Below are 23,205 nucleotides of genomic sequence, written 5' to 3'. Positions count from 1 at the left end.
GCTTTAGTATGGTTATTTAGTCGCAGTAATTATGTGCTTTTTTGCTATAATGGCGGTAATTACACCGCCAGTCAGCAAGAGAGTCCAATGGAACTTGAACAAGATAGCAATTTAACCCTCCCTTTATTTATTCTAGATGAGACACTAAGTACGCGTGACTTAGCGCAGCCTGACGTGGAAATTTCAGTTATTTTAAGTGATGAGCTACTGACTCAGCTATGCCAAAACCCCAGTGCTGACAGTAGTATTGGCATAAGCATTACGGACTATGAATTGAATGTCATCAATTCAAGTTTTTCAAGTGTAGTGCAAAGCGAACATGACGCTCAACTAACGCTCACTCAAGGCCCTCTATTAAGCGCTGTAGTGACTACAGTTGATGAGCTGACATTCGTATCACCTCAAGTTGATATGATGCCCACGTTCGACTTGGGCGATGAGGCAGAGTAATGAAAAAGATCATTATAAGTACATTTGTACTGATTATTTTAAGTGGCTGTGCCTACCTCGGAAATGCTCATTATAACGAACTGTTTGGTCCCGAAAAAACACAAGCACGTATTGTTGACGCTAATAGTGGTGATGGCGCCGAATTTCTTCAACATGTAAAGCCTGTAATAGATACTCGCTGCGTGGTTTGCCATGGTTGTTATGATGCGCCTTGCCAGTTGAAGTTGTCGTCTCCTGAGGGAATAGATAGAGGACTAAGTAAAGAGCTGGTGTACGACGGTACTCGGTTGTTAGCCTCAACGCCGAGCCGATTATTATTTGATGCAACCACCACTGAGCAATGGCGTGAAAAAGAGTTTAGCCCGGTATTAAACGAGCGAGCACAAAATGAAGAAGCCAATTTAGCCGGTAGTGTGTTATTTAACACGCTGGTATTAAAGCAAAGTTCACCTTTGCCAGAAGATGAAGTATTAGATGAACGCTTTGATTTTTCGCTTAGTCGCAACCAAAGTTGTGCGACCATGGGTGAGTTTGACCAATTAGCGGATGAGCAACCGCATGCGGGTATGCCTTATGGCTTACCAGGAGTGTCGGCTGCTGAATTTCAGCACCTACAAAATTGGATTAAAAAAGGCGGGAAAATGGCGCATATCAAGCCGCCATCAGCTGCTGAGCTTGCAAAGGTAAAAAACTGGGAAGCATTTTTAAATCAAGATGGTTTGAAGTATCAGTTATCAGCGCGTTATATTTATGAACATTGGTTTTTAGCGCACATCTATTTTAGTGATGCGCAATCACCAAACTTTTTTAAGTTGGTGCGTTCAAGCACTCCTCCTGGGGAAGATATTAAGTTAATTAGCGCTCGTCGCCCTTATGATAACCCAAGTGTTGAGCGTGTTTATTATCGATTGCTTCACGACCGTTCTACTATTTTGTCAAAAACGCATTTGCCACTTAAGTTAACGGATGAGAAGTTAACGCGCTTATATCAGCAGTTCATCGCACCAAAATACACTGTATCTAGCTTACCAAGCTATGAGCCAGCACTTGCATCAAACCCATTTAAAACTTTTGAAGCACTGCCTATTGATGCTAAATATCAATTTATGCTCGATGAAGCTGAATTAATTATTATGGGCTTCATTAAAGGGCCTGTCTGTCGTGGTCAAATTGCACTGAACGTGATTAATGATCATTTTTGGGTGGCATTTGCCGATCCTGATAAAGTGGCGACTCCAGAGGTTGGTAAAATGCTAATGCAACATGAAGACGCATTAGAGTTACCAGCAGCCGAGGAGAGTAATGCGTTACCTATTTCTAACTGGGTAAAATATTCAGTTCGCGAAAAACGCTATTTAAAAGCCAAGGTTGAGCTAGCTAATAAAATGTTCAAAAATGGCGAGCACTTAACTACTGATTTACTGTGGAAAGGGGAAGGGCATAACCAAAATGCGGCGCTGACAATTTTTCGCCATTTCGATAGTGCAACTGTTGTAAAAGGGCTTGTTGGCCAGCAACCTAAAACGATGTGGGTACTTGATTATGCATTGTTTGAGCGTATTCACTACTTACTAGTGGCAGGCTTTGATGTGTATGGCAATATTGGCCATCAATTGATAACACGTTTATACATGGATTTTTTACGCTTGGAAGGTGAGCAAAACTTTCTTGCGTTATTACCAGAGTCACAACGCGAAGCTATTAAGCAAAGCTGGTATCGTAAATCACCGCCAAGCCTATCGACCTTTTTCGAAAATAACCGTGAGTTTAGTCAGCCCAGCGGTATTAATTACCAAACTGATAAGCCACAATCAGAGTTATATGGATTAATTAAACAAACGCTTGAGCCGGTATTAAGTCCTCGTTATGACTATAAAAAAGTCCCCGCACCATTAAGTGCAATTAACACCATGCCTGCTAAAGCAATTAACTTACTCCCGCAGCTATCCTATGTGTTAGTAAAAGAGCAAGATGAGCACAAGGCTTATACGATTATTCATCATAACGCGCATTATAATATTTCGAGCTTATTAAACGAAGACGGCCAGCGTGCTTATGAAGAAGATACCGTGACAATTGTGCCAGGTTTTATTGGTGATTACCCATCAGCAATTTGGTATTTAAATAACCCGCAACAAGTTGCTGCATTTGCAGAGCAGCTACCGCTTATGCAAATAGAGGCGGATTATCGGGCTTTAAAGTCTAAGTTTGCGATTCGTCGAACGCACCCTCAGTTTTGGCAATATAGCGATATATTACATCACGTTGCCCGCCAGTATCGGGGGGTTGAATTTGGTATGTTTGATTATAACCGCTTAGAAAATCGTTAATGATATTGTAAGTAGCCCAGCTTTTTAGTTGGGCTTTTTTATATCTAATAATTAGTGAATTAACTGATTAACTTGCTACAGTTAGACTAAAGTGAAAATAAAAAGCAGCTTGGTTTATGTTTAATATTGTAAAGAGTATTCGCAAGCGTTATCGGTGGGCATTAATTGCTATTGCCTTGCTGATCAGCGTATCCGCATTACTCATGCAATACGTCTTTTCTGTGCAAAAATACGATGCGAAAATTATCAATATAGCAGGTAAGCAACGCATGCTGTCACAAAAAATAGCGTGGCATAGTAATGCGCTAATTAATCAAACAGCTAACAACGAACAGCATCTGAAATCGTTAGCTTACTCACTTGGGCTATTCGAACAAGGACATACTTTTTTACTCACTAAAAATGAGCAAGGTGAGGCGATTTATTTAAATGCTGCTTTAGTTGATTTATATTATGCCGCCCCAGGCAGCTTAGATACCGAGGTATCTAGTTTTATAAAACAAGCAAAAAAATTACTGACCCAACAAGAACAAGCGAATCCCGCGGTGTTTTCTGTGGGCGAGATTGAAGCATTATTAAAAAAATTAGACACCGCGGTGAGCTTATTTGAGCAGCAAGCGGTGACAAAGGTTAATTGGGTTGCCAATATTGAGCTGTTGTGTTGGTTTTTGACTCTAGCGTTATTGCTTATAGAGTTAAGATTTGTGTTTATGCCAATGGAGAGGCAAGTTTTGCAGACCCTGCTTGAGTATCAACAACAAAAAGAATTTGCCGAGCAAGTCAGTCAGAATAAAGAACATTTTATTGCACGCGCCAGTCATGAGTTTAGAACCCCGTTACAGGGATTAATTAGTTCTATAAATGAATTAACCATTCCCAGCTCGCAACAACAAATTAAGCGTCAAGCTCAGTACTGTTCAACTCGGTTGCTAGCAATGCTAGGTGAACTTCAAGATTTACAGGCGCTTAGTTTAAATCGCTGGTCGTTAAAGCCAACCTCAGACAACCTACTAACAACTTTAAACAAAATACTGGCTGTGTATCAATATGGCTGTACTGAGAAAGGGTTAAAGTTAATTACCGAGTTAGCACCGAACTTAGACTGCGCGGTGATTGTAGATCACGCACGGCTACAACAAATTGTTTCTGAACTACTTAATAACGCATTAAAGTTTACTGAGCAAGGAGAGGTCACCGTCATTGCTACGCTCAATAACCATCAGTTAGAGTTAAGCATAAAAGACAGTGGCTGTGGCTTTAGCCACCCGGTTGGTCAGCTCGAATTAGATAACAATCAACAAAGTAACCATTTTCAAGGCCTCAGAACAGGGCTTACCCGCGTGCAATATATTGTTAATGCGCTTAATGGCGACATTCGTTTTGAGAATAATCATCCACAAGGCGCCATTGTATTTTTAAGCCTACCATTAGAGATGGACACAAGCGAAACTAAGCCAACGCGCTTGCCTGATGATCTTAAGTGTTTAGTGGTTGAAGATAACCCGCTCAACATGTTGGTACTAACAAAGTTATTAAGTTCTTTGAGCATACAGGTTGAATCGGCTGAAAATGGCAAAGTCGCTTGTGAAATGGCGGCTGAAAATAGCTATGATGTTATATTTATGGATTTAAATATGCCGGTTATGGATGGCTTTGAAGCCACAAAGCTGCTACATGAAAAAGACAAAACACGACCCATTATTGTGGTTACCGCAAACACTTCTGATAGTGATATAGCTCGCGCTAAAGCTTGTGGAGCAATAAGTCATATTCATAAACCTATAGATCAGCAAAGTATAATAGCGGCACTAAACGATGCTCTTCTAACAGAGGTTGATTAAATCTCACTTGCCTAATTGTTATTTTGTACGTTAATTTGAATTTTTAAGCCTTATTTTGGGATCTAGTGTGCGCTCAATTTTACTTCAGCAATTTAATGGTTATTTATCCACCGGTGGCAGTAATCGCTATTATATTAAGGATTTAACTTGGCAAGTAAAACAGGGGGAGCACTGGGTATTGCTTGGCGGCAATGGCGCCGGTAAATCTGCGCTTGGGGCTACGCTTATTGGTGAAGCCAAGCAACAAAGTGGGCAACGCCATAGTACTTTTAATAATCTACAGTTAGTTTCAAGTGATTTACAAAAGCAGTTATTAAGCGCTAATCGCAAAAGTGATAAACCACAAAAAGTAACCGACATACTCTTTTCTGCGCCTGAAATAAATAGCGATTTATGCCAACAGCTAATTACGGCTCTTAATTTTGATGCCTTACTTAATCGTAATTTTACTGATTTATCGACCGGTGAAACACGTAAATTATTATTGATTAAAGCACTGTCTGCTAATAGTGATTTAGTTGTGCTTGATGAACCATTTGATGGCTTAGACACTGAATCGACTAGGCAGTTAAACCGCCTATTAAAGCAACTGAGTACGCACACTTGCTTTGTGTTTGTACTAAACCGTGTTGATGAAATTCCTGCGTTTGTTGATCACTTTGCTTATGTGAGCAAGGGTCTTTTACAACATAGCTTAGCAAAACCGTGCGCAGCAAAACGAGCCGATTTGTTTAAGTTACTGCATTTAGAACATACACCTATAACTATTCCAGATTCACCCGAACCCGCTTTTATTTCAAATGTAAACGCGCCACTCGTTAAGCTTACTGATGCGCATGTACGTTATGGTGAACAGACTATTTTTGAGAACTTAAACTGGACAATTAAGCAACACCAACACTGGCAACTTACCGGTAAGAATGGCTCAGGAAAAACCTGTTTATTAAATTTAATCACCGGTGATAACCCTCAGTGCTATAACAATGAGATTGAGGTGTTTGGTTTTAAGCGTGGCACAGGAGAGAGTATTTGGGATATAAAACAGCATATTGGTTATATCTCTAATACCTTGCATTTACAGTATAGAGTGAGTATTTCGGCGCTCAATACTGTTATCTCTGGGTTTTTCGATAGTTTTGGTTTATATCAACAAGCCAGTGAGTTACAAATGCGGTTAGCGAAACAGTGGTTGGCACTAATTGGCCTTAGCGATAAAGCTAATTGCGCTTTTACTCAACTATCGTATGGCGATCAGCGCCTATTACTTATTGTACGCGCAATGGTCAAACACCCTGCCTTAGTTATTTTAGATGAGCCATGTTTAGGGCTTGATGAGGCAAATCGTCAACGCGTTTTGCTGCTGATAGAAAAGGTGTGTGCGGCAAAAACGAGTACCGTTATTTATGTAAACCATCATGCAGCAGATACCATTAAAGGGATTGAACACACCCTAAAAATGGAAGACTTTAAACCAACTCATTATGAGCAGCAGGCGGCTCATAATGAGTCGATTATATAAGCTTGTTTATAACTGAGTCACCGTGAATCCTTGGTCACGCAGTTGTTTAATTAAGCCATGTTGCTCAACTAAATGCAGAGCACCTACAGCTATAAAAATATTGCCTTGTTCAAGTTTTGGGGTGAGCTGAGTGACCCAATTATTATTACGCTCAATTAGCATCACTTGTTCGCTTTGTTGGCCGTATTGGCTGTTATCAAAACTGGTGTGGTAGTAGCTGGTTAGGGTTTTCATATCGCCCTGTTTCCATGCATTTACTAGAGAAATAAAGTAGGTATTAATATCACTGAGTTGTTCAAAGGTTTCTGCCATCATAGCGTTGCTTAATGACTCTAAACCATTAAACATTTGTAGCTGCTGCTCTATGGTTTCAAGCTCCGCAATTTTAATATTATGCTGTTGGGCATAATCTAATATTTGCTTATCAATGCCATTTTTATCTGAATATCCTGCGTTTTGAAACTCAATTTGCATCATGGTTAACATGACAGCCCAAGGTTTAAAGCTGTTGAACATAGCAATATCAATCGACTTTTTTGCAAAGTAGTCTTTCAGGAGTTGATAATTTTCTGTCGACAGCTCACTCTGTAGTGTGCGCCCGTTATTAAGCAGCATATACGGCATAGAGCGTTGCTGCATTTGTAAAGGTGATAGCTTACTAATATCCACTTCAACAACCACTTGCTTGCTGTTACCTAGTGCGTTAGTCACTTTTTGTGGTAGCCCTTTCATGCTGGCATCACCTACATGCACGGTGCCAAATAAATATGAACTAGCGCCTTGTTTTTCTATTTTGAACAGAGCAGGAGCTGCATAGCCATTCACACTAAATGCTAAAACAACGAACGCCATCAATAAATGACTGATACGCAATGACACTTTCATAAAAAATCCTAACCAAGTTTAAGTTGTTTTATAAATACTAACTTAGTTTACTTTATAGGTAACGTAAAAATGCCAGGTTAAAAAACGCTATTGGTACCAATTATTGCTGTAGGCCATGTTGCCATAGTTAGCCAAAGCGCGTGCTTGTTTAATAAGCTGGCTATCATCACTGCTAGCGTGTAATTGTTTATTTTTATAAATATAGCTGGTTGCTGGTTTGTTTGGCTGCAAAATCACGACTTTATCATTGAGCATATATGCAAAGTTTTTATCATATTGCATCATTGCACGTTGCTTGCTTTTAGCCACTGGTTGAGTGAGGTCATGACCAATCATCGGGTGCTCACCGCTGGCGCCAATAAGCGACAGTAAGGTGGCGGGAATATCTAGTTGACTGGCTAATTGATGATCGCGTTTGGGCTTAATGTCTTTACCAAAAATAACTGCAGGAATTTTAAAGTGATCAATAGGTACAAGGCTGGAACCAGACACGCGTGAGTCGTGATCAGCAATCACTATAAACACAGTATCGTCCCAGTAAGATGATTTTTTCGCCTTTTCAAGGAATGTGCCTAGGGCATAATCTGCATATTTAGCTGCGTTATTACGGCTTTGCTTTGGTTGCTCAAACAGGGCTATTTTACCGTCCGGAAATTCATAAGGGCTATGATTAGAACTACTAAAAATCAGACTAAAAAATGGCTTTTGCTGTTGTTGTAATTTATTCAGCTCTTTATCTGCTTGAGTAAATAAATCTTCGTCAGATGCGCCCCATGAACCATTAAAGTTAATGTTATCGAAGCTTTCACTATCAACAATATCACTAAAGCCGTTACCCAAAAAGAAGCTACGCATGTTGTCAAAGTGACTTTCTCCACCATAAATAAACTGAGTATGGTAGTCCTGCTTTGCTAAAAAACTAGCCAAGGTAAAAAAGTCACGTTGTGATTTATCGAGTTTTACAACCGCGCGTGAGGGAGTCGGTGTAAAACCGGTTATAACTGCTTCAATACCGCGTACAGAGCGAGTGCCGGTAGCGTATAAGTTATCAAATCCCCAGCCCTGTTGATAAAGTGCATCTATATTAGGCGTTAAGGGTAAGCCACCTAAGGTACCTACATAACGAGCACCCAAGCTTTCTTGCAGAATAATAACCAGGTTTTTCTTTTTACCTTGGTAGCTTGCCTGATGAAAAGTGCGGGTAGGGGCATTTGGATTATTAAATATTGCTTGAGGATTTTGCATGGTACTGCGTACTGTGGCGAGTAACTCCTCTTGAGGGACCTTGCCATAATATGCCTGACTTGATTGCTCATTGGTGAGTTGTTTTAACGCAAATACTACGCTATAGAGTGAATTAAGCGTAAGGTCATTCAGCAAGTGGTCGGTCGAAAATGCCACCATAGCGGGGTTTAATGGACGATGCCCTAATGAGTTTCGAGCGCCTAACAGTGTTAGGCTACATATAATAACAGCTAATAGTGATAGTTTTATTGCCCCTAATGAGGAGCGGTTGTGCCATTGCTGAGTAAGAATTTTGTTAGCAAATTTAATAGTGAACACGAGCGCTAAAACAGCAAAGAGGACTTCGAGTTTGTACCCTGAAAAAATCATTTTAGAGACTTCTTTAGGATAAATAAGGTATTCAATAAATAGACGGTTAGGGCGTAAGTCGTATTCGTTAATAAACGTGGGTGTAATAACCTCAAAAAACACTAACATTGCAGCCATTATTACTAAATACCACTTTACGACTCCTCGAATATAAGCAGTTAATTTGAGAGCATGTGCTGCAAGTGTTAGCAACAAAGCGGGGGTTATGATGTAGCATAATGTTGCTATATCAACACGTAAACCGCCTACAAAAACAAAGTGCCAGGCGCCTTCGGTAAATACACGGCCACTTTGCCACAAACTTAAACCTAATCGCGCAAAAGTTAGCAAGCATAGGAGTGCGAAAAAAAATACCGCTAAAACCCACAATGGCCCCAGTACTTTTTTAGTGCTACTGATTAAGTCCATAGCACAGACCACCAAACTAAAATAGCAATAAGCATGGCGATAAAGACACTGGCGGATGCAATATCTTTAGCTAGGCCTGATAGTTCATGATATTCGCTACCGATGCGATCAACCACCACTTCGACTGCGGTATTGACCAACTCAGCAAATAACACAAACAATAAGCTGGCAATCAAGATTAATTTGCTACTTAAAGTAATTTCTTGCAAGCAGGCAAATACGCCTAGCAAACTAAATAAAACCAACTCTTGCTGAAAAGCAGCCTCAAATCGGCTCATCCATTTTAGGCCGTTAAATGTATGGCTTAAGGTAAAAATTAGGCGCATTAGGCCTTGGCGTTTTATAACGGTTTTATTATTCATATTTTAGTTTCGCTATGGTTAATCGTTTGACATGACGCGAGTAAATCTTCAGAGGTTTGGTAGGTTTTACTCGCAACACCGGTTAAGTTTAAAAGGGTATGAAAAATAGCATCGTGTGATTGCGCTAAAGTGCTATTTAAATTGTTGAGACACTTGGCTGTAATGCGCTGATTATGCTCATCAGCCCAGATGTAAAGAGGCACATGGGTTTGAGCTGTTGGTGCAAATGCATAGGGAAAGCCATGTAAGTACGCACCATTTTCACCGAGCGACTCGCCATGGTCCGACACATACAGTAATTGCTTATCAATATTGGCCGGTAGTGCCTTTAACTGTTCAATAACTTGAGCGTTGATAAAATCACTATAAGCAATTGTATTGTCGTAGGTGTTAACCAGTTCTTCAGCGTTACAGTTCTGAATATCGCTGCGGTCGCAGGTTGGACTAAACTGTTTAAATTTTTCAGGGTAGCGCTTAAAGTAAGTAGGGCCATGTGAACCCATCATATGCAGCACTATAAGCGTATTAGCCTGACTCAAGTTAGCAAGCTTGTGCTTTAGTGGGGCTAGCAACGCTTCATCAAAACAGTATTTACCATCACATAGTCCGGATGCTTTGGTATCAATATTAATGGTAGGTACGCGCGAGCAGACGTTTTTACAGCCACTGTTATTATCAACCCATAAGACATCTGCGCCTGCTTGCTGTATCAAATCAATCACGTTTTGCTGATTATCACTGTCTAAACGAGAAAAATTGGCATGAGTTTGCAGTGAAAACATACACGGTACTGACACTGCCGTGGCCGTGCCACACGACGATACATTATCGAAATAAGTGACATTATGTTTTTGTGTGTATTGGTTGGTATTGCGCTCATAGCCTTGGTAGGAAAAGTTTTCAGCTCGTGCGGTTTCACCTACTACTATGACAGTAACTCGTGTTGTACTTGGCGATGCTAAAGTTGGTGTGGTATCAATATTTTTAAATTTAATATCGCTGTAAAGCAACTGGTCACGTGCATACTTATAGCCACTAGAAAGGTATTGAAATGGAATGATTTCTTTTTTCAATATCCGGTTATTTCGACCTGTTGCCGCGTAATCGGCGTAAAAGTTTACTACCACTAAAGCAATCAAAGCACCGCATGCTAGTAACAGTTTAATACGACTTAGTATTTCTTTGTGTGGGCGGGCACAGTTTACGTTTATACGACTCAAAACAAAGGCAGGTAATGCACCAAAAAGCAGTAAAAAGCCAACAAGTTGCAAGTTTAAATAGCTTAACGCTTCACTAGAGTCCGTCTCTGCTGCGTTTTGTATCATTGAGTAATCAAATACCACTCCATAGTTTAATGAGCCGTAAAGTGCGGCACTTGAGAGCACGAGTAGTAAGTAGTTGATGGGTTTTAATAGCCCTCGAACAGACACCAAAGAAAAAAATATAACTAATAAACACACAAGTAGTAGCGGTACAGAAAATAGAAATAACCACGAAAATGTGTGCAGCGAAGTAATAGCGCTAAACGCACCATGCATAAATGGAATATTAATGATTAAGCCGTAATAGCATGCCATTAAAATAACAAATGCATTAGCGCTGCAGTTAAAGTAAAAGCGCTTTTTGGTGTTTGCTTGCGATTGCTTATTGAGTTTGAAAATTGAATTCATAACACATCTCTTTTTAGTGAACGTTGTTATGCTAGGACGTCACACTTAAGAAACGCTTAAGAAGTCAATTTATTTTATTTTGTGAGCTATAAAATACAGCGGTTTGCTAAAAATTAATCAAACCATAATTCACCGTTATAAGAATAGTGAATTTCCTGAGTTGAAATGAAGGGATAAAAAATTCACTTTGTTTAGGTTGTTTGAATTTTAAAACCTAAGCCGGCGTGTTTTTATAATTATTTTGGATTGAATTTGATGTTGACTTAGCGCCCTGAGCGCGGTACTAATATAAAAAGACAGCGAAACAAGAGTTTCGTAATTACAGAAATTAAATGGTATTAAATTTTATGCTTAACAATGCACTTAACCTAGTCCTGATTATTATCGTGGTGATTATTCCCGCGAGGGCTTCGTAGTGCTTTAAAAAACTAAGCATTGAAAAGCCCTCCGCACTTAACCGTCCGGGGGGCTTTTTAGTTTTAAGATTAAATTTTAACGGGTTGTCACACAGGAATGAGGATTTACTAATGACAGGCGCAGAACTAACAATTGATTTACTCGCCAAGCACGGCGTAGATGAAGTATTTGGCTACCCAGGTGGTGCTATTATGCCCATCTACGATGCCTTGTATGGTGCGCCTGTAAAACATTACCTCACTCGCCATGAACAAGGCGCAGGGTTTGCAGCTGTAGGTTATGCACGCAGTACTGGCCGCTTAGGTGTATGTTTAGCAACATCAGGCCCGGGTGCTACTAACTTAATTACCGCATTGGCTGATGCCATGATGGACTCAGTGCCTTTACTTGCCATCACCGGGCAAGTACCAACCGCAGCTATTGGTTCTGACGCCTTTCAAGAAATAGACGTGTTGGGTATGTCGCTTTCATGTACAAAACACAGTTATATGGTTGAGCGAGCAGAAGATTTAGCCGAAATATTACAAGAGGCGATGCATTTAGCACAAAGCGGTCGACCAGGCCCTGTTTTGGTTGATATCCCCAAAGACATTCAAATGGCGCAAGTACCTTTTAAACCTTGGTTAGCGGTAGATGAATATTTGCCTCAACTAGATCTAAATCAAGTCGCTATTGCTAACCAATTACTCAGTGAAGCCAAACAGCCTGTTGCCTATGTTGGTGGCGGGGTCCATGCCGCTGATGCGCAAGCGCAGTTAATGCAATTTTTAAATAAAACGCAAATGCCAGCGGTTTCAACCCTTAAAGCATTGGGCAGTGTATTACCTGATTACGAATATGATTTAGGCATGCTAGGTATGCATGGCGGTCAAGCGGCTAATTTAGCGGTGCAAGAATGTGATGTATTAGTGTGTATTGGCGCACGCTTTGATGACCGTGTAACGGGCAATTTAGCTAAGTTTGCTGCAAAAGCAAACGTAATTCATTTAGATATAGATGCAGCCGAGGTCGGAAAACGTAAACCCGCAAAAGCGTCATTAATTGCTGATTTAAAAACGTCTCTCCCTGCACTTGAGTGCGTGGTTACACCAAAAGCGTGGTGCGATCATAGTAAACAAATGAAGGTCAAGCACGCGTGGCGCTACGACTACCCTGGTGAAAAAGTATTTGCTCCTTACTTACTTAATCAACTTAGCCAGCGTATGCCAAGCACTAGTGTGGTGTGTTGTGATGTAGGCCAGCACCAAATGTGGGTAGCTCAGCACATGAAGTTTAGCCACCCTTGCAACCATTTGAGCAGTGGTGGTGCAGGCACTATGGGATTTGGTTTACCCGCGGCTATAGGTGCACAGATAGCGCGTAAAGATGACTTTGTGATCACCGTTTCAGGCGATGGTTCAATCATGATGAACATTCAAGAGCTTGCCACTATTCGCCGTAATAATTTACCAGTAAAAATACTGATACTTGATAACCAGCGCTTAGGAATGGTGCGCCAATGGCAAGAACTATTTTTTGAAGGGCGTTACAGCGAAACTAACCTATCAGACAACCCTGACTTTGTACAACTTGCAGCTGTGTTTGGCATTCCTGGGCAAACTATTACCCATGCCAACCAAGTGGATGATGCAATCACTGCCTTATTAAATAGCGATGGACCCTATATTGTTCATGCTTGTATCGATGATAAAGAAAACGTATGGCCACTTGTTCCGCCTGGAGCTGCCAACGATGAAATGATGACGGAGAAAGTACAATGAAACACAACTTAACTATTGCCTTAAAAAGTCAAAGTGTCGCAATCGAGCGCTTTTTACGTGTGGTGCGTCATCGTGGTTTTGACTTGACTCACTTACAGCTCAATATGGACGATGGTCAATATAATATGGCAATGACGGTTGATAGTGATAAACCAATTTACTTGCTTACTAGCCAGTTAAATAAATTGGTTGATGTGAAACATGTGACGCTACAAAGCTTACAGCAACAGGCTGTATAAAATAAATTTAACGAATTTTACGAATAACCGATTATTTGGTTATTCATCAATTTTTAGAATGAGGAATGCCCGCATTAATTGCGGCAAACACTGAGGTAACTATGGCTAAATTAAGAAGTGCAACCACCACTGAAGGGCGAAAACGCGCAGGCGCAAGAGCATTATGGCGTGCAACAGGCATGACTGATACCGACTTTGGTAAGCCAATTATTGCTGTTGTGAACTCATTTACGCAATTTGTACCGGGGCACGTACATCTTAATCAGCTTAGTGAACTGATGGCTGAAACCATTACTCAGGCCGGTGGTGTACCAAAAGAATTTAATACCATTGCTATCGATGACGGTATTGCCATGGGTCACGGCGGTATGCTTTATTCACTGCCATCGCGCGATTTAATTGCCGACTCGGTAGAGTACATGGTGAACGGCCATTGTGCCGATGCGATGATTTGTATTTCTAACTGCGACAAAATCACCCCTGGAATGATGTTAGCGGCGCTGCGTTTAAATATACCCGTTATTTTTGTATCGGGCGGCCCAATGGAAGCAGGTAAAACCAAATTAGCGAATATCGATATTAAGCTCGATTTGGTTGATGCTATGGTTAAAGGCGCTGATGAATCGGTAAGTGATGCCGACTCTGAGCAAGTTGAGCGATCTGCATGCCCTACCTGTGGGTCGTGTTCAGGGATGTTTACCGCCAATTCTATGAACTGTTTATTAGAAGCAATTGGTCTTGCGCTGCCTGGTAACGGGACCACGCTTGCGACCCATAAAGACCGCAAACAACTATATGTTGAAGCGGGTGCACGTATCGTTGATTTATGCCGTGAGTACTACCAAAAAGATAACCAAGACGTACTGCCTCGTGCCATCGCTAATAAAACCGCATTTATGAACTCTATGGTGGTTGATATTGCTATGGGCGGTTCATCAAATACGGTATTGCATTTACTCGCAGCGGCACAAGAAGCCGGCGTTGATTTTGATATGTCACACATTGATGAACTTTCACGTAAAACCCCGTTTTTATGTAAAGTTGCTCCAGCTACAGCGCAATACCACATTGAAGACGTACACCGTGCTGGTGGCATGATGGCAATAGTTCGCGAGCTTGGAAAGGCAGGGTTAGTTGATTTATCGGTTAACCATGTTGCTGGTATGACAATGGGTGAACTGGTTAAAAAGTGGGATGCAACCGATCCGAATAACGAAGCTGCGCAAAAGTTTTATCGTGCTGGTCCTGCAGGTATTCGTACCACCAAAGCAATGAGCCAAGATTGTCGTTGGGATGAGGGTGATAACGACCGTGAAAACGGTTGTATTCGCAGTGTAGAACATGCATTTCGTCAAGATGGCGGCCTTGCGGTACTTTCAGGTAACTTAGCGGTAGATGGCTGTATCGTTAAAAGTGCGGGTGTTGTTGATGAAATGCTGCATTTTGAAGGCACTGCGGTTGTGTATGAGTCACAAGATGACTCTGTAGAAGGGATTTTAAATGGCGAAGTAAAAGCTGGCGATGTGGTGGTTATTCGCTATGAAGGACCTAAAGGCGGCCCTGGTATGCAAGAAATGCTATACCCAACTAGCTATTTAAAATCAAAAGGTTTGGCAGAGCAATGTGCATTAATTACTGATGGGCGTTTTTCAGGTGGCACGTCGGGTCTATCGATTGGCCACGTATCGCCGGAAGCTGCCAGCGGTGGCGCAATTGCTTATGTTGAAAACGGCGATAAAATTATCATCGATATTGCCACTCGAGAAATAACGCTGGCGTTAAGCGATGAAGAGCTTGAAGCTCGCAAGCAAAAACAACTGGCTCGTGGTAAACAAGCGTATAAACCGCTTAATCGTGATCGTTATGTATCATCTGCGCTTAAAGCGTATGCGCTACTTGCAACCAGCGCAGATAAAGGTGCAGTTCGCGATTTAGCCAAACTGGAGGAGCTTAGCTAGGTATGGTTTCTCAAGAACTCGATTATTTTCGCGCGATTATCCAAGCCAATATGGAGCCTTTAGCCAAGGTGACTGAGGTAAGTGAAATGGCCGAATTGAGTACACGATTAGGTAATCATGTTTGGTTAAAACGTGAAGACCAGCAACCCGTGTACTCGTTTAAATTACGCGGTGCTTTTAATAAATTAAATAAGCTGCCTAAAGGCTCGGTTGTGATCACCGCATCTGCAGGTAACCATGCCCAGGGGGTGGCACTAAGTGCCTCACACTTAGGGCACAAAGCCACCATTGTGATGCCCGTGACCACACCTGAAATAAAGGTTAATGCGGTAAGGGCATTGGGTGGGGAAGTCGTATTGCATGGCCATCAATTTGATGCCGCAAAAGCGTATGCGCTGGAATTAACTGAGCAGCGAAACGGCGTATTTGTACCGCCATTTGATGACCCTGATGTGATTGTTGGTCAAGGTACGGTTGCCCGTGAATTAATGCAACAGCTCAACGATTTAGATGTGGTATTTATTCCTGTTGGCGGCGGCGGATTGCTGGCAGGTATGGCGGTATACATTAAGTCGCTGCGCCCCGATATCAAAGTGATAGGGGTTGAGGCGAATGAAAGCGCCTGCTTAAAAGCTGCTTTAGCAGCAGGCGAGCCGGTAGAGCTCGATCGCGTTGGCAGTTTTGCCGATGGTGTTGCCGTTAAAATAATTGGTAGCGAAACATTCAGACTGGCACAAAAGTTTTGTGATGAAGTAGTTACCGTATCAGACGATGAAATATGTGCAGCCATGCAAGATATTTTTGTATCAACCCGTGCTATTGCTGAGCCTTCAGGAGCGCTTGCAACTGCAGGGCTTAAAAAGTGGTCTCAGCAGTCGGGTTTAAAGGGGTTAAATTTAGCCGCTATTTTGTCTGGTGCTAATTTAAACTTTGATCGCTTACGTTATGTGGCTGAGCGCACTGCGCTGGGTGAGAAAAACGAAGCTTTATTAGCCGTGACCATTGATGAAAAGCGCGGTAGTTTTAAGCAGTTTTGTACATCTTTAGGTGGGCGTGCCATTACTGAGTTTAACTATCGTTATGCGGGGCCTGGCGAGGCGCAAATTTTTGTTGGTATTGCGCTACGTCAAGGGTTAGCAGAACTTGAAGAGCTTAAACAAAGTCTAACAGATAACAAATATACCTTTTGCGATTTGTCAGATAACGAATTAGCAAAGCTGCATGTACGCTATATGGTTGGCGGTAAAGCGCCAGAGCAGTTACATGAACGCTTACTAAGGTTTGAGTTTCCAGAGTACCCAGGCGCATTGGCGCGCTTTTTAGATACGCTGGGTAGTAACTGGAATATCACTTTATTTCACTACCGCAATCATGGCGGGTCAATGGGGAATGTATTAGCAGGCTTTGCTATTGAACCAAGCCAATATGAGATGTTTAATGAGCACTTAAATCGGCTAGGTTACAGTGTCCAAGACGAAACCGATAACCCCTGTTTTACTCAGTTTTTAACTACCCAACCTCAAGCAGAAAAGCTTGAAAAAATCGCTCTAGCCTAACTCTATCCTAAGCAAGCATCTTATCCCGATGCTTGCTTTATTAGCTGTTTTACATATAGTTATAATTAATTATCATGTTTATGGAAGCCTGCTTTGCTACTTAAAGGAATAATAATTAGCACCTGCTTTTTTTGTAGCCAGTTAATGGCGCAGGAATCAGTCACGTTACAATTAAAGTGGACGCACCAATTTCAATTCGCTGGCTATTATATGGCCAAACAAAAAGGCTTTTATAATGAGGCCGGTTTAGACGTCAATATAGTTCCTGCCGATCCAAAACGGCCAAATAGTTTTGGTGCGGTAGAGCGAGGAGAGGCGCAATTTGGTGTAGCACATTCAGGTATATTAGAACGCCGTATTGCCGGTGAACCCTTTGTAGCTATGGCTGCCATATTACAGTTTTCTCCTTACTGTTGGATGGTAAAAGAAACTTCAGATATTTTTCATGCTCGTGATTTTATTAACAAGCGTGTAAGTGAAGTCAGCAAAGAGAGTAATTCTGAGTTACTAACTATGCTTAAGCGCAGTGGTATTGATACCGAAAAACTGGCTGTTTACAAAGGCGATGAATTACAACAAGCATGGATGGAAAATAAATTAGATGCCATAGAAGTGTATGTTACCGACCTACCTTATCATATGGATCAGCAAGGGGTTGCTCATAGACTTATATGTCCACAACGTTATGGGATGGATGTATACGCGGATATTTTATTTACCAGCGATAGTATGGTTAAGTATCACCCCGATACGGTAGAAAAGTTTTATCAAGCAAGTTTAAAAGGGTGGCGCTACGCGGTAATGAATATGGATGAAGCCATTGCCATAACCCAACAGTTTCATGCGCCTGATCGCAGTTTTCATCAACTGGCATATGAGGCTGAGGTACTTAAAGACTATATTGCTCCACCGAGTACTACTGTGGGTAATATGTCGATGGCTAAATGGCGTTTAATTGCTGACTTATATGAGATTGATCAAACAAAGTTTGATGAAGTAAAAGCTGATTTTATTTATAAATATAAAAAGCAAGAAACACTACAGCTTTCTTGGATGCTAATTGCGGCTATTATAATAAGCATTATTTCTATCCCTCTGTATTTACGTTTAATACTTAAATCGGCTAAACAAAAGCGGGTATAAGGTTAAGCAATTCCCTTGCTCTGCGAGGTTAAAAAAATAACCGCTTAATTAGGTGCTATTGTGCTGATATAATTAAGCGTCTTTTTTATATCCTAAGCTGTTATGACCTTAACTGAGCAATTTTCTGCCCTAGACTCTTTGCTAATGAATACTCGCTTGTATTGGCAGTGTACTGCATTTGATTTTGACGTTTTACCTTGGCCTGAATTACATGCTCCTTTGAGCGCTTTATCCGATCAGGCGGTTGCTGAATTAGACTCTGATCAAGAACAGCTCTATCAGTTTTTTTCATCCTATATTCCCGCTGTTGAGCAACTTAGCCGATTAGTGTCATTACCTGCCATTACCAACACTCGGAAGGAGTACCCGTTTTGGATCAGTAATGGTATTAAAGGTCGAAAGTTTACTCAGCTACAAGATTTTGTTGGCGCATTGCCCACTAGTAATCAGCCTGTATTAGAGTGGTGTGCAGGTAAAGGCCATTTAGGGCGAATGTTAGCTTTTAATGGTGCGCAGAGTGTACACAGCGTTGAGCTACAATCTCATTTGTGTGAACAAGGGAAAAAAAGTGCACAGCAGCAGGGACTTGCAATACAATTTAGCCAAGCCGATGTACTTAAGGATAACATTCAGGATTTTTTTAGCCCACACACTCATGCCGTCGCTTTGCATGCCTGCGGTGCGTTACACCAAACTTTTATGCATCAAGCCAGTGCAGCAAAAGTACCACAAATTAGCTTTTCACCTTGTTGCTATCATTTATTTACTGATAATAATTACCAAGCGATGAGCGAGCATGCTCAGCAAAGTCGATTAAACTTAACTCACAGAGATTTAAAGCTCGCCCTGCAAGAAACTGTTACAGCTCCTTCGCGAGTAGGCAAAGTGCGAAAAACAGAAGTGGAGTGGCGACTCGGGTTTGATGCCTTAAGAAAGTCACTTACTGGTGAGTTAGGGTATGTCAGCGTCCCTTCAGTGAATAAAGCGATATTTTCAGATTCGTTTGCAGCATTTTGTAACTGGGCGGCAGACAAAAAAGCCTTAAAACTGACAAAAGATATTGATTACAATAAGTTTTTGTTGATTGGACAGACGCGAAAAAAAGTAACAGAGCGAGTTGAACTGGTTCGACATGTGTTTAGAAGAGCAATAGAAGTTTGGCTTGTGCTCGATCGTGCTTTATATTTGCAGCAGCAAGGCTATGACGTCAGTGTTAATACATTTTGTGAGAAGCAATTAACACCCCGTAATATTTTAATTTTAGCCAGTTTAAAAACGCCCTCAACCTAAAAGAGATGTAATGAGAAATTTAAATAACTTACTAGAAAATAATAAACGCTGGGCATCTAGAACGAGCGAAGCGAACCCTGAATTTTTCAAAATTTTATCGATGCAACAAAACCCAGAGTACTTATGGATAGGTTGCTCTGACTCACGGGTGCCAGCTAATCAAATTGTTGATTTATTACCGGGTGAGTTATTTGTGCACCGTAATGTTGCCAACGTGGTTGTACATACCGATCATAATTGTTTATCGGTTATGCAGTACGCGGTCGAAGTATTAAAAGTAAAACATATTATGGTTGTTGGCCACTACGGTTGTGGTGGTGTGCAAGCGGTACTAAACGAGGACCGCTTTGGCTTTATTGATAACTGGCTCCGCCACGTTGGTGATGTAAAAGAAAAACACCTAGAGCAACTTAATGCTCTGCCAGAAAAACAACGTCTGGATCGTTTAATAGAGCTTAATGTGATTGAGCAAGTGCGTAACGTATCTCGCACTAGCATTGTTCAAGATGCATGGCTAAGAGGTCAAGAACTCACGGTGCATGGTTGGGTATATGGCTTAGAAAATGGTCATTTGCATGACTTAGAATCGGTAGTTAGTTGTGCTGAAGAAGAGTGTGAAAGCTATAAAAAAGCAGTACACCATGTACTAAATAAATCTGCGGGCAGTCACCTTTAATATGGCCAAAACGGCGCTAATAATCGGCAGTACCGGCTTAGTTGGCAGCCAGTTATTACAACAGCTGTTAGCATCTTCTAGCTATTCGCAGGTAGTGAGCTTATCGCGCCGCCAATTAGATTTTTCTCATCCTAAATTAATTAGCCATATTATTGATTTTGAAAATTTGACGCATCATGTTGAATTGTTCAAAGGTGACGTGTTCTTTTCTTGCTTAGGGACTACATTAAAGCAAGCGGGCAGTGTGGCTGCACAACGTAAAGTTGATTTTGAATACCAATTTATTTGTGCGCAAATGGCGGCCAATAACGCTGTTCCGCATTATTGCTTGGTATCGTCAAGTGGCGCAAATGCGAATAGTATGAGCCGTTATTTAAAAATAAAAGGAGAGCTTGAGCAGCAGGTGAAGCAGCTTGGCTTTGCACGCTTGAGTATATTGCAACCGTCTTTATTAGTCGGCGAGCGCTCAGAGCTTAGAATTGCAGAAAAGTTCGGTGAGGTGGTACTTCCGCTGCTAACGCGTTTTGGTATCTTTAAACGGTATAGACCCATTACTGGTGAGCAAGTAGCTAATAAATTGCTGAGGGTAAGCATAGAGCAGCAACAAGCAACGGGTTATTATGTGCTGGACGAGCTATTTGAATAACTGAGTAGCGCCATAAAGCAGGTTCGTCTATGGCGTTATATTTATTATTCAGCGTCTGTTTTTGCCGATAATTGCTGTTCAAGTATCGCTACTTTTGCTTCTAATTCAGTTAGCTTTTCACGTGTGCGGATCAGCACTTGGCTTTGAATATCAAACTCTTCACGGCTTACAAAGTCCATTTCGGCAAGCTTATTTTGTAACACTTGCTTAGTTTTACCTTCAAGTGTATCAGCCAGGTTTTTTACACCTTGTGGCATGTTATTAGTGATCTGTTTCGCAATTTCTTCAAGTTTTGCTGGGTTAATCATAGTCGTCCCTTGCCTGTTGCCTAAAATGATAATAACTAATATTACCTTATTGGCTAGGCGTATTGTAGTGATTACGTTAAAATTGCCCGTCTTTTTGCAATCAGCTGGTCGTTATGAAACTCAATCCTAAACAAGATGAAGCGGTAAAGTACATTAGTGGTCCTTGCTTAGTATTAGCCGGCGCAGGCTCGGGTAAAACGCGAGTTATCACCAACAAAATTGCTTACTTAGTACAAAAATGTGAGTATCAAGCGCGTAATATTGCGGCGGTTACCTTTACCAATAAAGCGGCTAAAGAAATGCGCGAGCGGGTTTTGCAAACCTTGGGAAAACAAGAGTCTAAAGGTTTATGGGTGTCTACCTTTCATACACTAGGACTTGAGATCATTAAAAAAGAGTTAAAAACACTGGGTTTTAAACCCGGTTTTTCGTTGTTTGACGACCAAGATACTAATCAATTACTCGGTGATTTAACCGAAGACGAGCTTAAAAAAGACAAAGACTTACTAAATCTACTTAAAATGCAAATTGGTAGTTGGAAGAATGAGCTTATTTTACCAGAGCAAGCTATTCGCGAAGCCAGAGAGCCGCAAAAAGCATTGTTTGCTCAGTTGTATGCGCGTTACCAAAATCAATTAAGAGCGTATAACGCGCTGGATTTTGATGATTTAATTATGATCCCCACGCTGCTTTTAAGTAGTAATGCCACATCACGTGAGCGATGGCAGCAGCGTTTTCGTTATTTACTGGTGGATGAATATCAAGATACCAATACCAGCCAATATCAATTAGTGAAATTGCTGGTAGGCGAACGAGCACGCTTTACTGTGGTGGGAGATGACGATCAGTCAATTTACTCTTGGCGTGGTGCTCGTCCACAAAACTTGGTGTTATTAAGTAAAGATTACCCTGGGCTTCGACTAATAAAACTAGAACAGAACTATCGTAGTGCTGGGCGCATTCTTAAAGCGGCCAATATCTTAATTGCAAATAACCCCCATGAGTTTGAAAAAAAGCTCTTTAGTGAGTTGGGCTATGGTGAGCAAATTAAAGTCATTGGCTGTCGCGATGAAGAACATGAATCAGAACGTGTGGTCGCAGAGATTATTTCTCATAAATTTATGAAACGCACCAGCTATAAAGATTACGCTATTTTGTACCGGGGTAACCACCAAGCGCGGGGCTTTGAAAAGTCGTTAATGAGTAACCGAATCCCGTATAAAATTAGTGGTGGAATGTCGTTTTTTTCACGTTCTGAAATTAAAGATATCATGGCTTACTTACGTCTTTTAGTGAATCAAGATGATGACAATGCTTTTTTAAGAATTGTGAATACCCCACGTCGTGAAATTGGTACAGTCACGCTTGAAAAGCTTGGCACCTTAGCTAATGAAAAACACCAAAGCTTATTTGCGACCTGCTTTGATAACGACTTAGGATACAGACTAAAAGGACGTGGTTTAAATGCACTAGCTGGGTTTGCCCGGTGGGTGGTTGAGCTTTCAGATAACGCAGTGCGCAGTGATACACTGGAGGCGGTGAAGGATTTAGTGCGTAATATTAATTACGAAGCTTACTTGTATGAATCATCGCCTAGTGCCAAAGCCGCTGAAATGCGGATGAAAAATGTGTCCGAGCTGTATCGCTGGATAACAGACATGTTAACAGGCGATGCCGATAATCCGCCAATGACACTGGCTGAAGTAGTTAGTAAATTGACCCTTCGGGACATGCTAGAGCGAAACGAAGAAGAGGATGAAGCTGATGCCGTGCAATTATTAACTTTGCATGCCTCAAAAGGACTCGAGTACCCCTATGTATTTATGGTCGGTATGGAAGAAGGATTGTTGCCACACCAAGTAAGCATTGATGAAGACAATGTGGATGAAGAGCGCCGTCTTGCCTATGTAGGTATTACCCGCGCGCAACAAGAGCTGACTTTAACCTATGCTAAAATCCGCCGTCAGTTTGGTGAAACATCACAAACAGAGCTCAGTCGATTTGTGCAAGAGTTACCGCAAGATGACTTAGCCTTTGAAAACAAAAAAGCGCCTAACACCCAAGCTGAACGTATGGAAAAAGGCCAAGCTCGGGTTGCAAATTTAAGAGCAATGCTGAAAAAGCCACAATAAG

At 41.3% G+C, this 23,205-nt stretch carries 18 protein-coding genes; 13 read left to right on the top strand and 5 right to left on the bottom strand.

Annotated features, from left to right (window positions below; all coding sequences use genetic code 11):
* Positions 1-87 precede the first annotated feature (87 nt).
* The 4 genes from MTF66_RS16320 (at position 88) to MTF66_RS16305 (ending at position 6,140) form a co-directional block, all read left to right on the top strand.
* Positions 88-450, top strand: coding sequence for a hypothetical protein (locus tag MTF66_RS16320; RefSeq protein ID WP_054202577.1), 363 nt, complete (start codon positions 88-90; stop codon positions 448-450).
* On the top strand, positions 450-2,780 hold the full coding sequence (locus MTF66_RS16315) for a fatty acid cis/trans isomerase (protein ID WP_248527671.1): 2,331 nt from the start codon (positions 450-452) through the stop codon (positions 2,778-2,780). The genes MTF66_RS16320 and MTF66_RS16315 overlap by 1 nt, the downstream gene beginning before the upstream one ends.
* 116 nt (positions 2,781-2,896) lie before the next feature.
* Positions 2,897-4,621, top strand: a complete 1,725-nt coding sequence (locus MTF66_RS16310) for a response regulator (RefSeq protein WP_248527670.1) — start codon at positions 2,897-2,899, stop codon at positions 4,619-4,621.
* 67 nt (positions 4,622-4,688) lie between these two features.
* Complete coding sequence (locus tag MTF66_RS16305; RefSeq protein WP_248527669.1) at positions 4,689-6,140, top strand: ATP-binding cassette domain-containing protein; 1,452 nt, start codon at positions 4,689-4,691, stop codon at positions 6,138-6,140.
* Positions 6,141-6,146: 6 nt separating this feature from the next.
* On the opposite strand, the gene MTF66_RS16300 is transcribed toward MTF66_RS16305, so the two are convergent.
* From MTF66_RS16300 to MTF66_RS16285, 4 genes are all read right to left on the bottom strand, one after another.
* Positions 6,147-7,025: a TraB/GumN family protein gene (locus MTF66_RS16300; protein WP_248527668.1), complete on the bottom strand. Its 879-nt coding sequence runs from the start codon at positions 7,023-7,025 to the stop codon at positions 6,147-6,149.
* Positions 7,026-7,112: 87 nt separating this feature from the next.
* Positions 7,113-9,047, bottom strand: coding sequence for an LTA synthase family protein (locus MTF66_RS16295; protein WP_248527667.1), 1,935 nt, complete (start codon positions 9,045-9,047; stop codon positions 7,113-7,115).
* Entirely contained in the window at positions 9,038-9,409 is a 372-nt protein-coding gene (locus MTF66_RS16290; RefSeq protein WP_008112748.1) for a diacylglycerol kinase, read from the bottom strand. The genes MTF66_RS16295 and MTF66_RS16290 overlap by 10 nt, the downstream gene beginning before the upstream one ends.
* Entirely contained in the window at positions 9,406-11,079 is a 1,674-nt protein-coding gene (locus MTF66_RS16285) for a phosphoethanolamine transferase (RefSeq protein WP_248527666.1), read from the bottom strand. The genes MTF66_RS16290 and MTF66_RS16285 overlap by 4 nt, the downstream gene beginning before the upstream one ends.
* Positions 11,080-11,606: 527 nt before the next feature.
* Here MTF66_RS16285 and ilvG point away from each other — a divergent pair.
* The 8 genes from ilvG to MTF66_RS16245 all read left to right on the top strand — a co-directional run bounded on the left by ilvG (position 11,607) and on the right by MTF66_RS16245 (position 20,764).
* Positions 11,607-13,256, top strand: coding sequence for an acetolactate synthase 2 catalytic subunit (gene ilvG / locus MTF66_RS16280; protein ID WP_248527665.1), 1,650 nt, complete (start codon positions 11,607-11,609; stop codon positions 13,254-13,256).
* Entirely contained in the window at positions 13,253-13,495 is a 243-nt protein-coding gene (gene ilvM / locus MTF66_RS16275) for an acetolactate synthase 2 small subunit (protein WP_008112745.1), read from the top strand. Before ilvG ends, ilvM begins: the two co-directional genes overlap by 4 nt.
* A gap of 101 nt (positions 13,496-13,596) precedes the next feature.
* Entirely contained in the window at positions 13,597-15,453 is a 1,857-nt protein-coding gene (ilvD, locus tag MTF66_RS16270; RefSeq protein ID WP_248527677.1) for a dihydroxy-acid dehydratase, read from the top strand.
* A 2-nt stretch (positions 15,454-15,455) separates the two neighbouring features.
* Complete coding sequence (gene ilvA / locus MTF66_RS16265) at positions 15,456-17,009, top strand: threonine ammonia-lyase, biosynthetic (protein WP_248527664.1); 1,554 nt, start codon at positions 15,456-15,458, stop codon at positions 17,007-17,009.
* Positions 17,010-17,153: 144 nt separating this feature from the next.
* The gene (locus tag MTF66_RS16260; RefSeq protein WP_248527663.1) at positions 17,154-18,152 is read left to right on the top strand and encodes an ABC transporter substrate-binding protein; all 999 of its coding nucleotides are present in this window, start codon (positions 17,154-17,156) and stop codon (positions 18,150-18,152) included.
* A gap of 102 nt (positions 18,153-18,254) precedes the next feature.
* The gene (locus MTF66_RS16255; RefSeq protein WP_248527662.1) at positions 18,255-19,442 is read left to right on the top strand and encodes a methyltransferase; all 1,188 of its coding nucleotides are present in this window, start codon (positions 18,255-18,257) and stop codon (positions 19,440-19,442) included.
* A 10-nt stretch (positions 19,443-19,452) separates the two neighbouring features.
* Positions 19,453-20,118 carry a carbonate dehydratase gene (gene can, locus MTF66_RS16250; protein ID WP_248527661.1) on the top strand — a complete coding sequence of 222 codons (666 nt, stop codon included), beginning with the start codon at positions 19,453-19,455 and terminating at the stop codon, positions 20,116-20,118.
* A 1-nt stretch (position 20,119) separates the two neighbouring features.
* Positions 20,120-20,764 (top strand): NADH dehydrogenase, encoded by a 645-nt coding sequence (locus MTF66_RS16245; protein ID WP_010390357.1) that lies wholly within the window; start codon positions 20,120-20,122, stop codon positions 20,762-20,764.
* Between the two features lie 44 nt (positions 20,765-20,808).
* Here MTF66_RS16245 and MTF66_RS16240 read toward each other — a convergent pair whose 3' ends face one another.
* Positions 20,809-21,072 (bottom strand): accessory factor UbiK family protein, encoded by a 264-nt coding sequence (locus tag MTF66_RS16240; protein WP_008112735.1) that lies wholly within the window; start codon positions 21,070-21,072, stop codon positions 20,809-20,811.
* A 113-nt stretch (positions 21,073-21,185) separates the two neighbouring features.
* Here MTF66_RS16240 and rep point away from each other — a divergent pair, with 113 nt between their 5' ends.
* Positions 21,186-23,204, top strand: coding sequence for a DNA helicase Rep (gene rep / locus MTF66_RS16235; RefSeq protein ID WP_010390360.1), 2,019 nt, complete (start codon positions 21,186-21,188; stop codon positions 23,202-23,204).
* The last annotated feature ends 1 nt before the right edge of the window (position 23,205 follow it).

It is taken from the genome of Pseudoalteromonas sp. 2CM39R (genome assembly GCF_023161845.1).
Note: the sequence above shows the minus strand (reverse complement) of the source record. Positions and strands in the feature narration are given on the sequence as shown.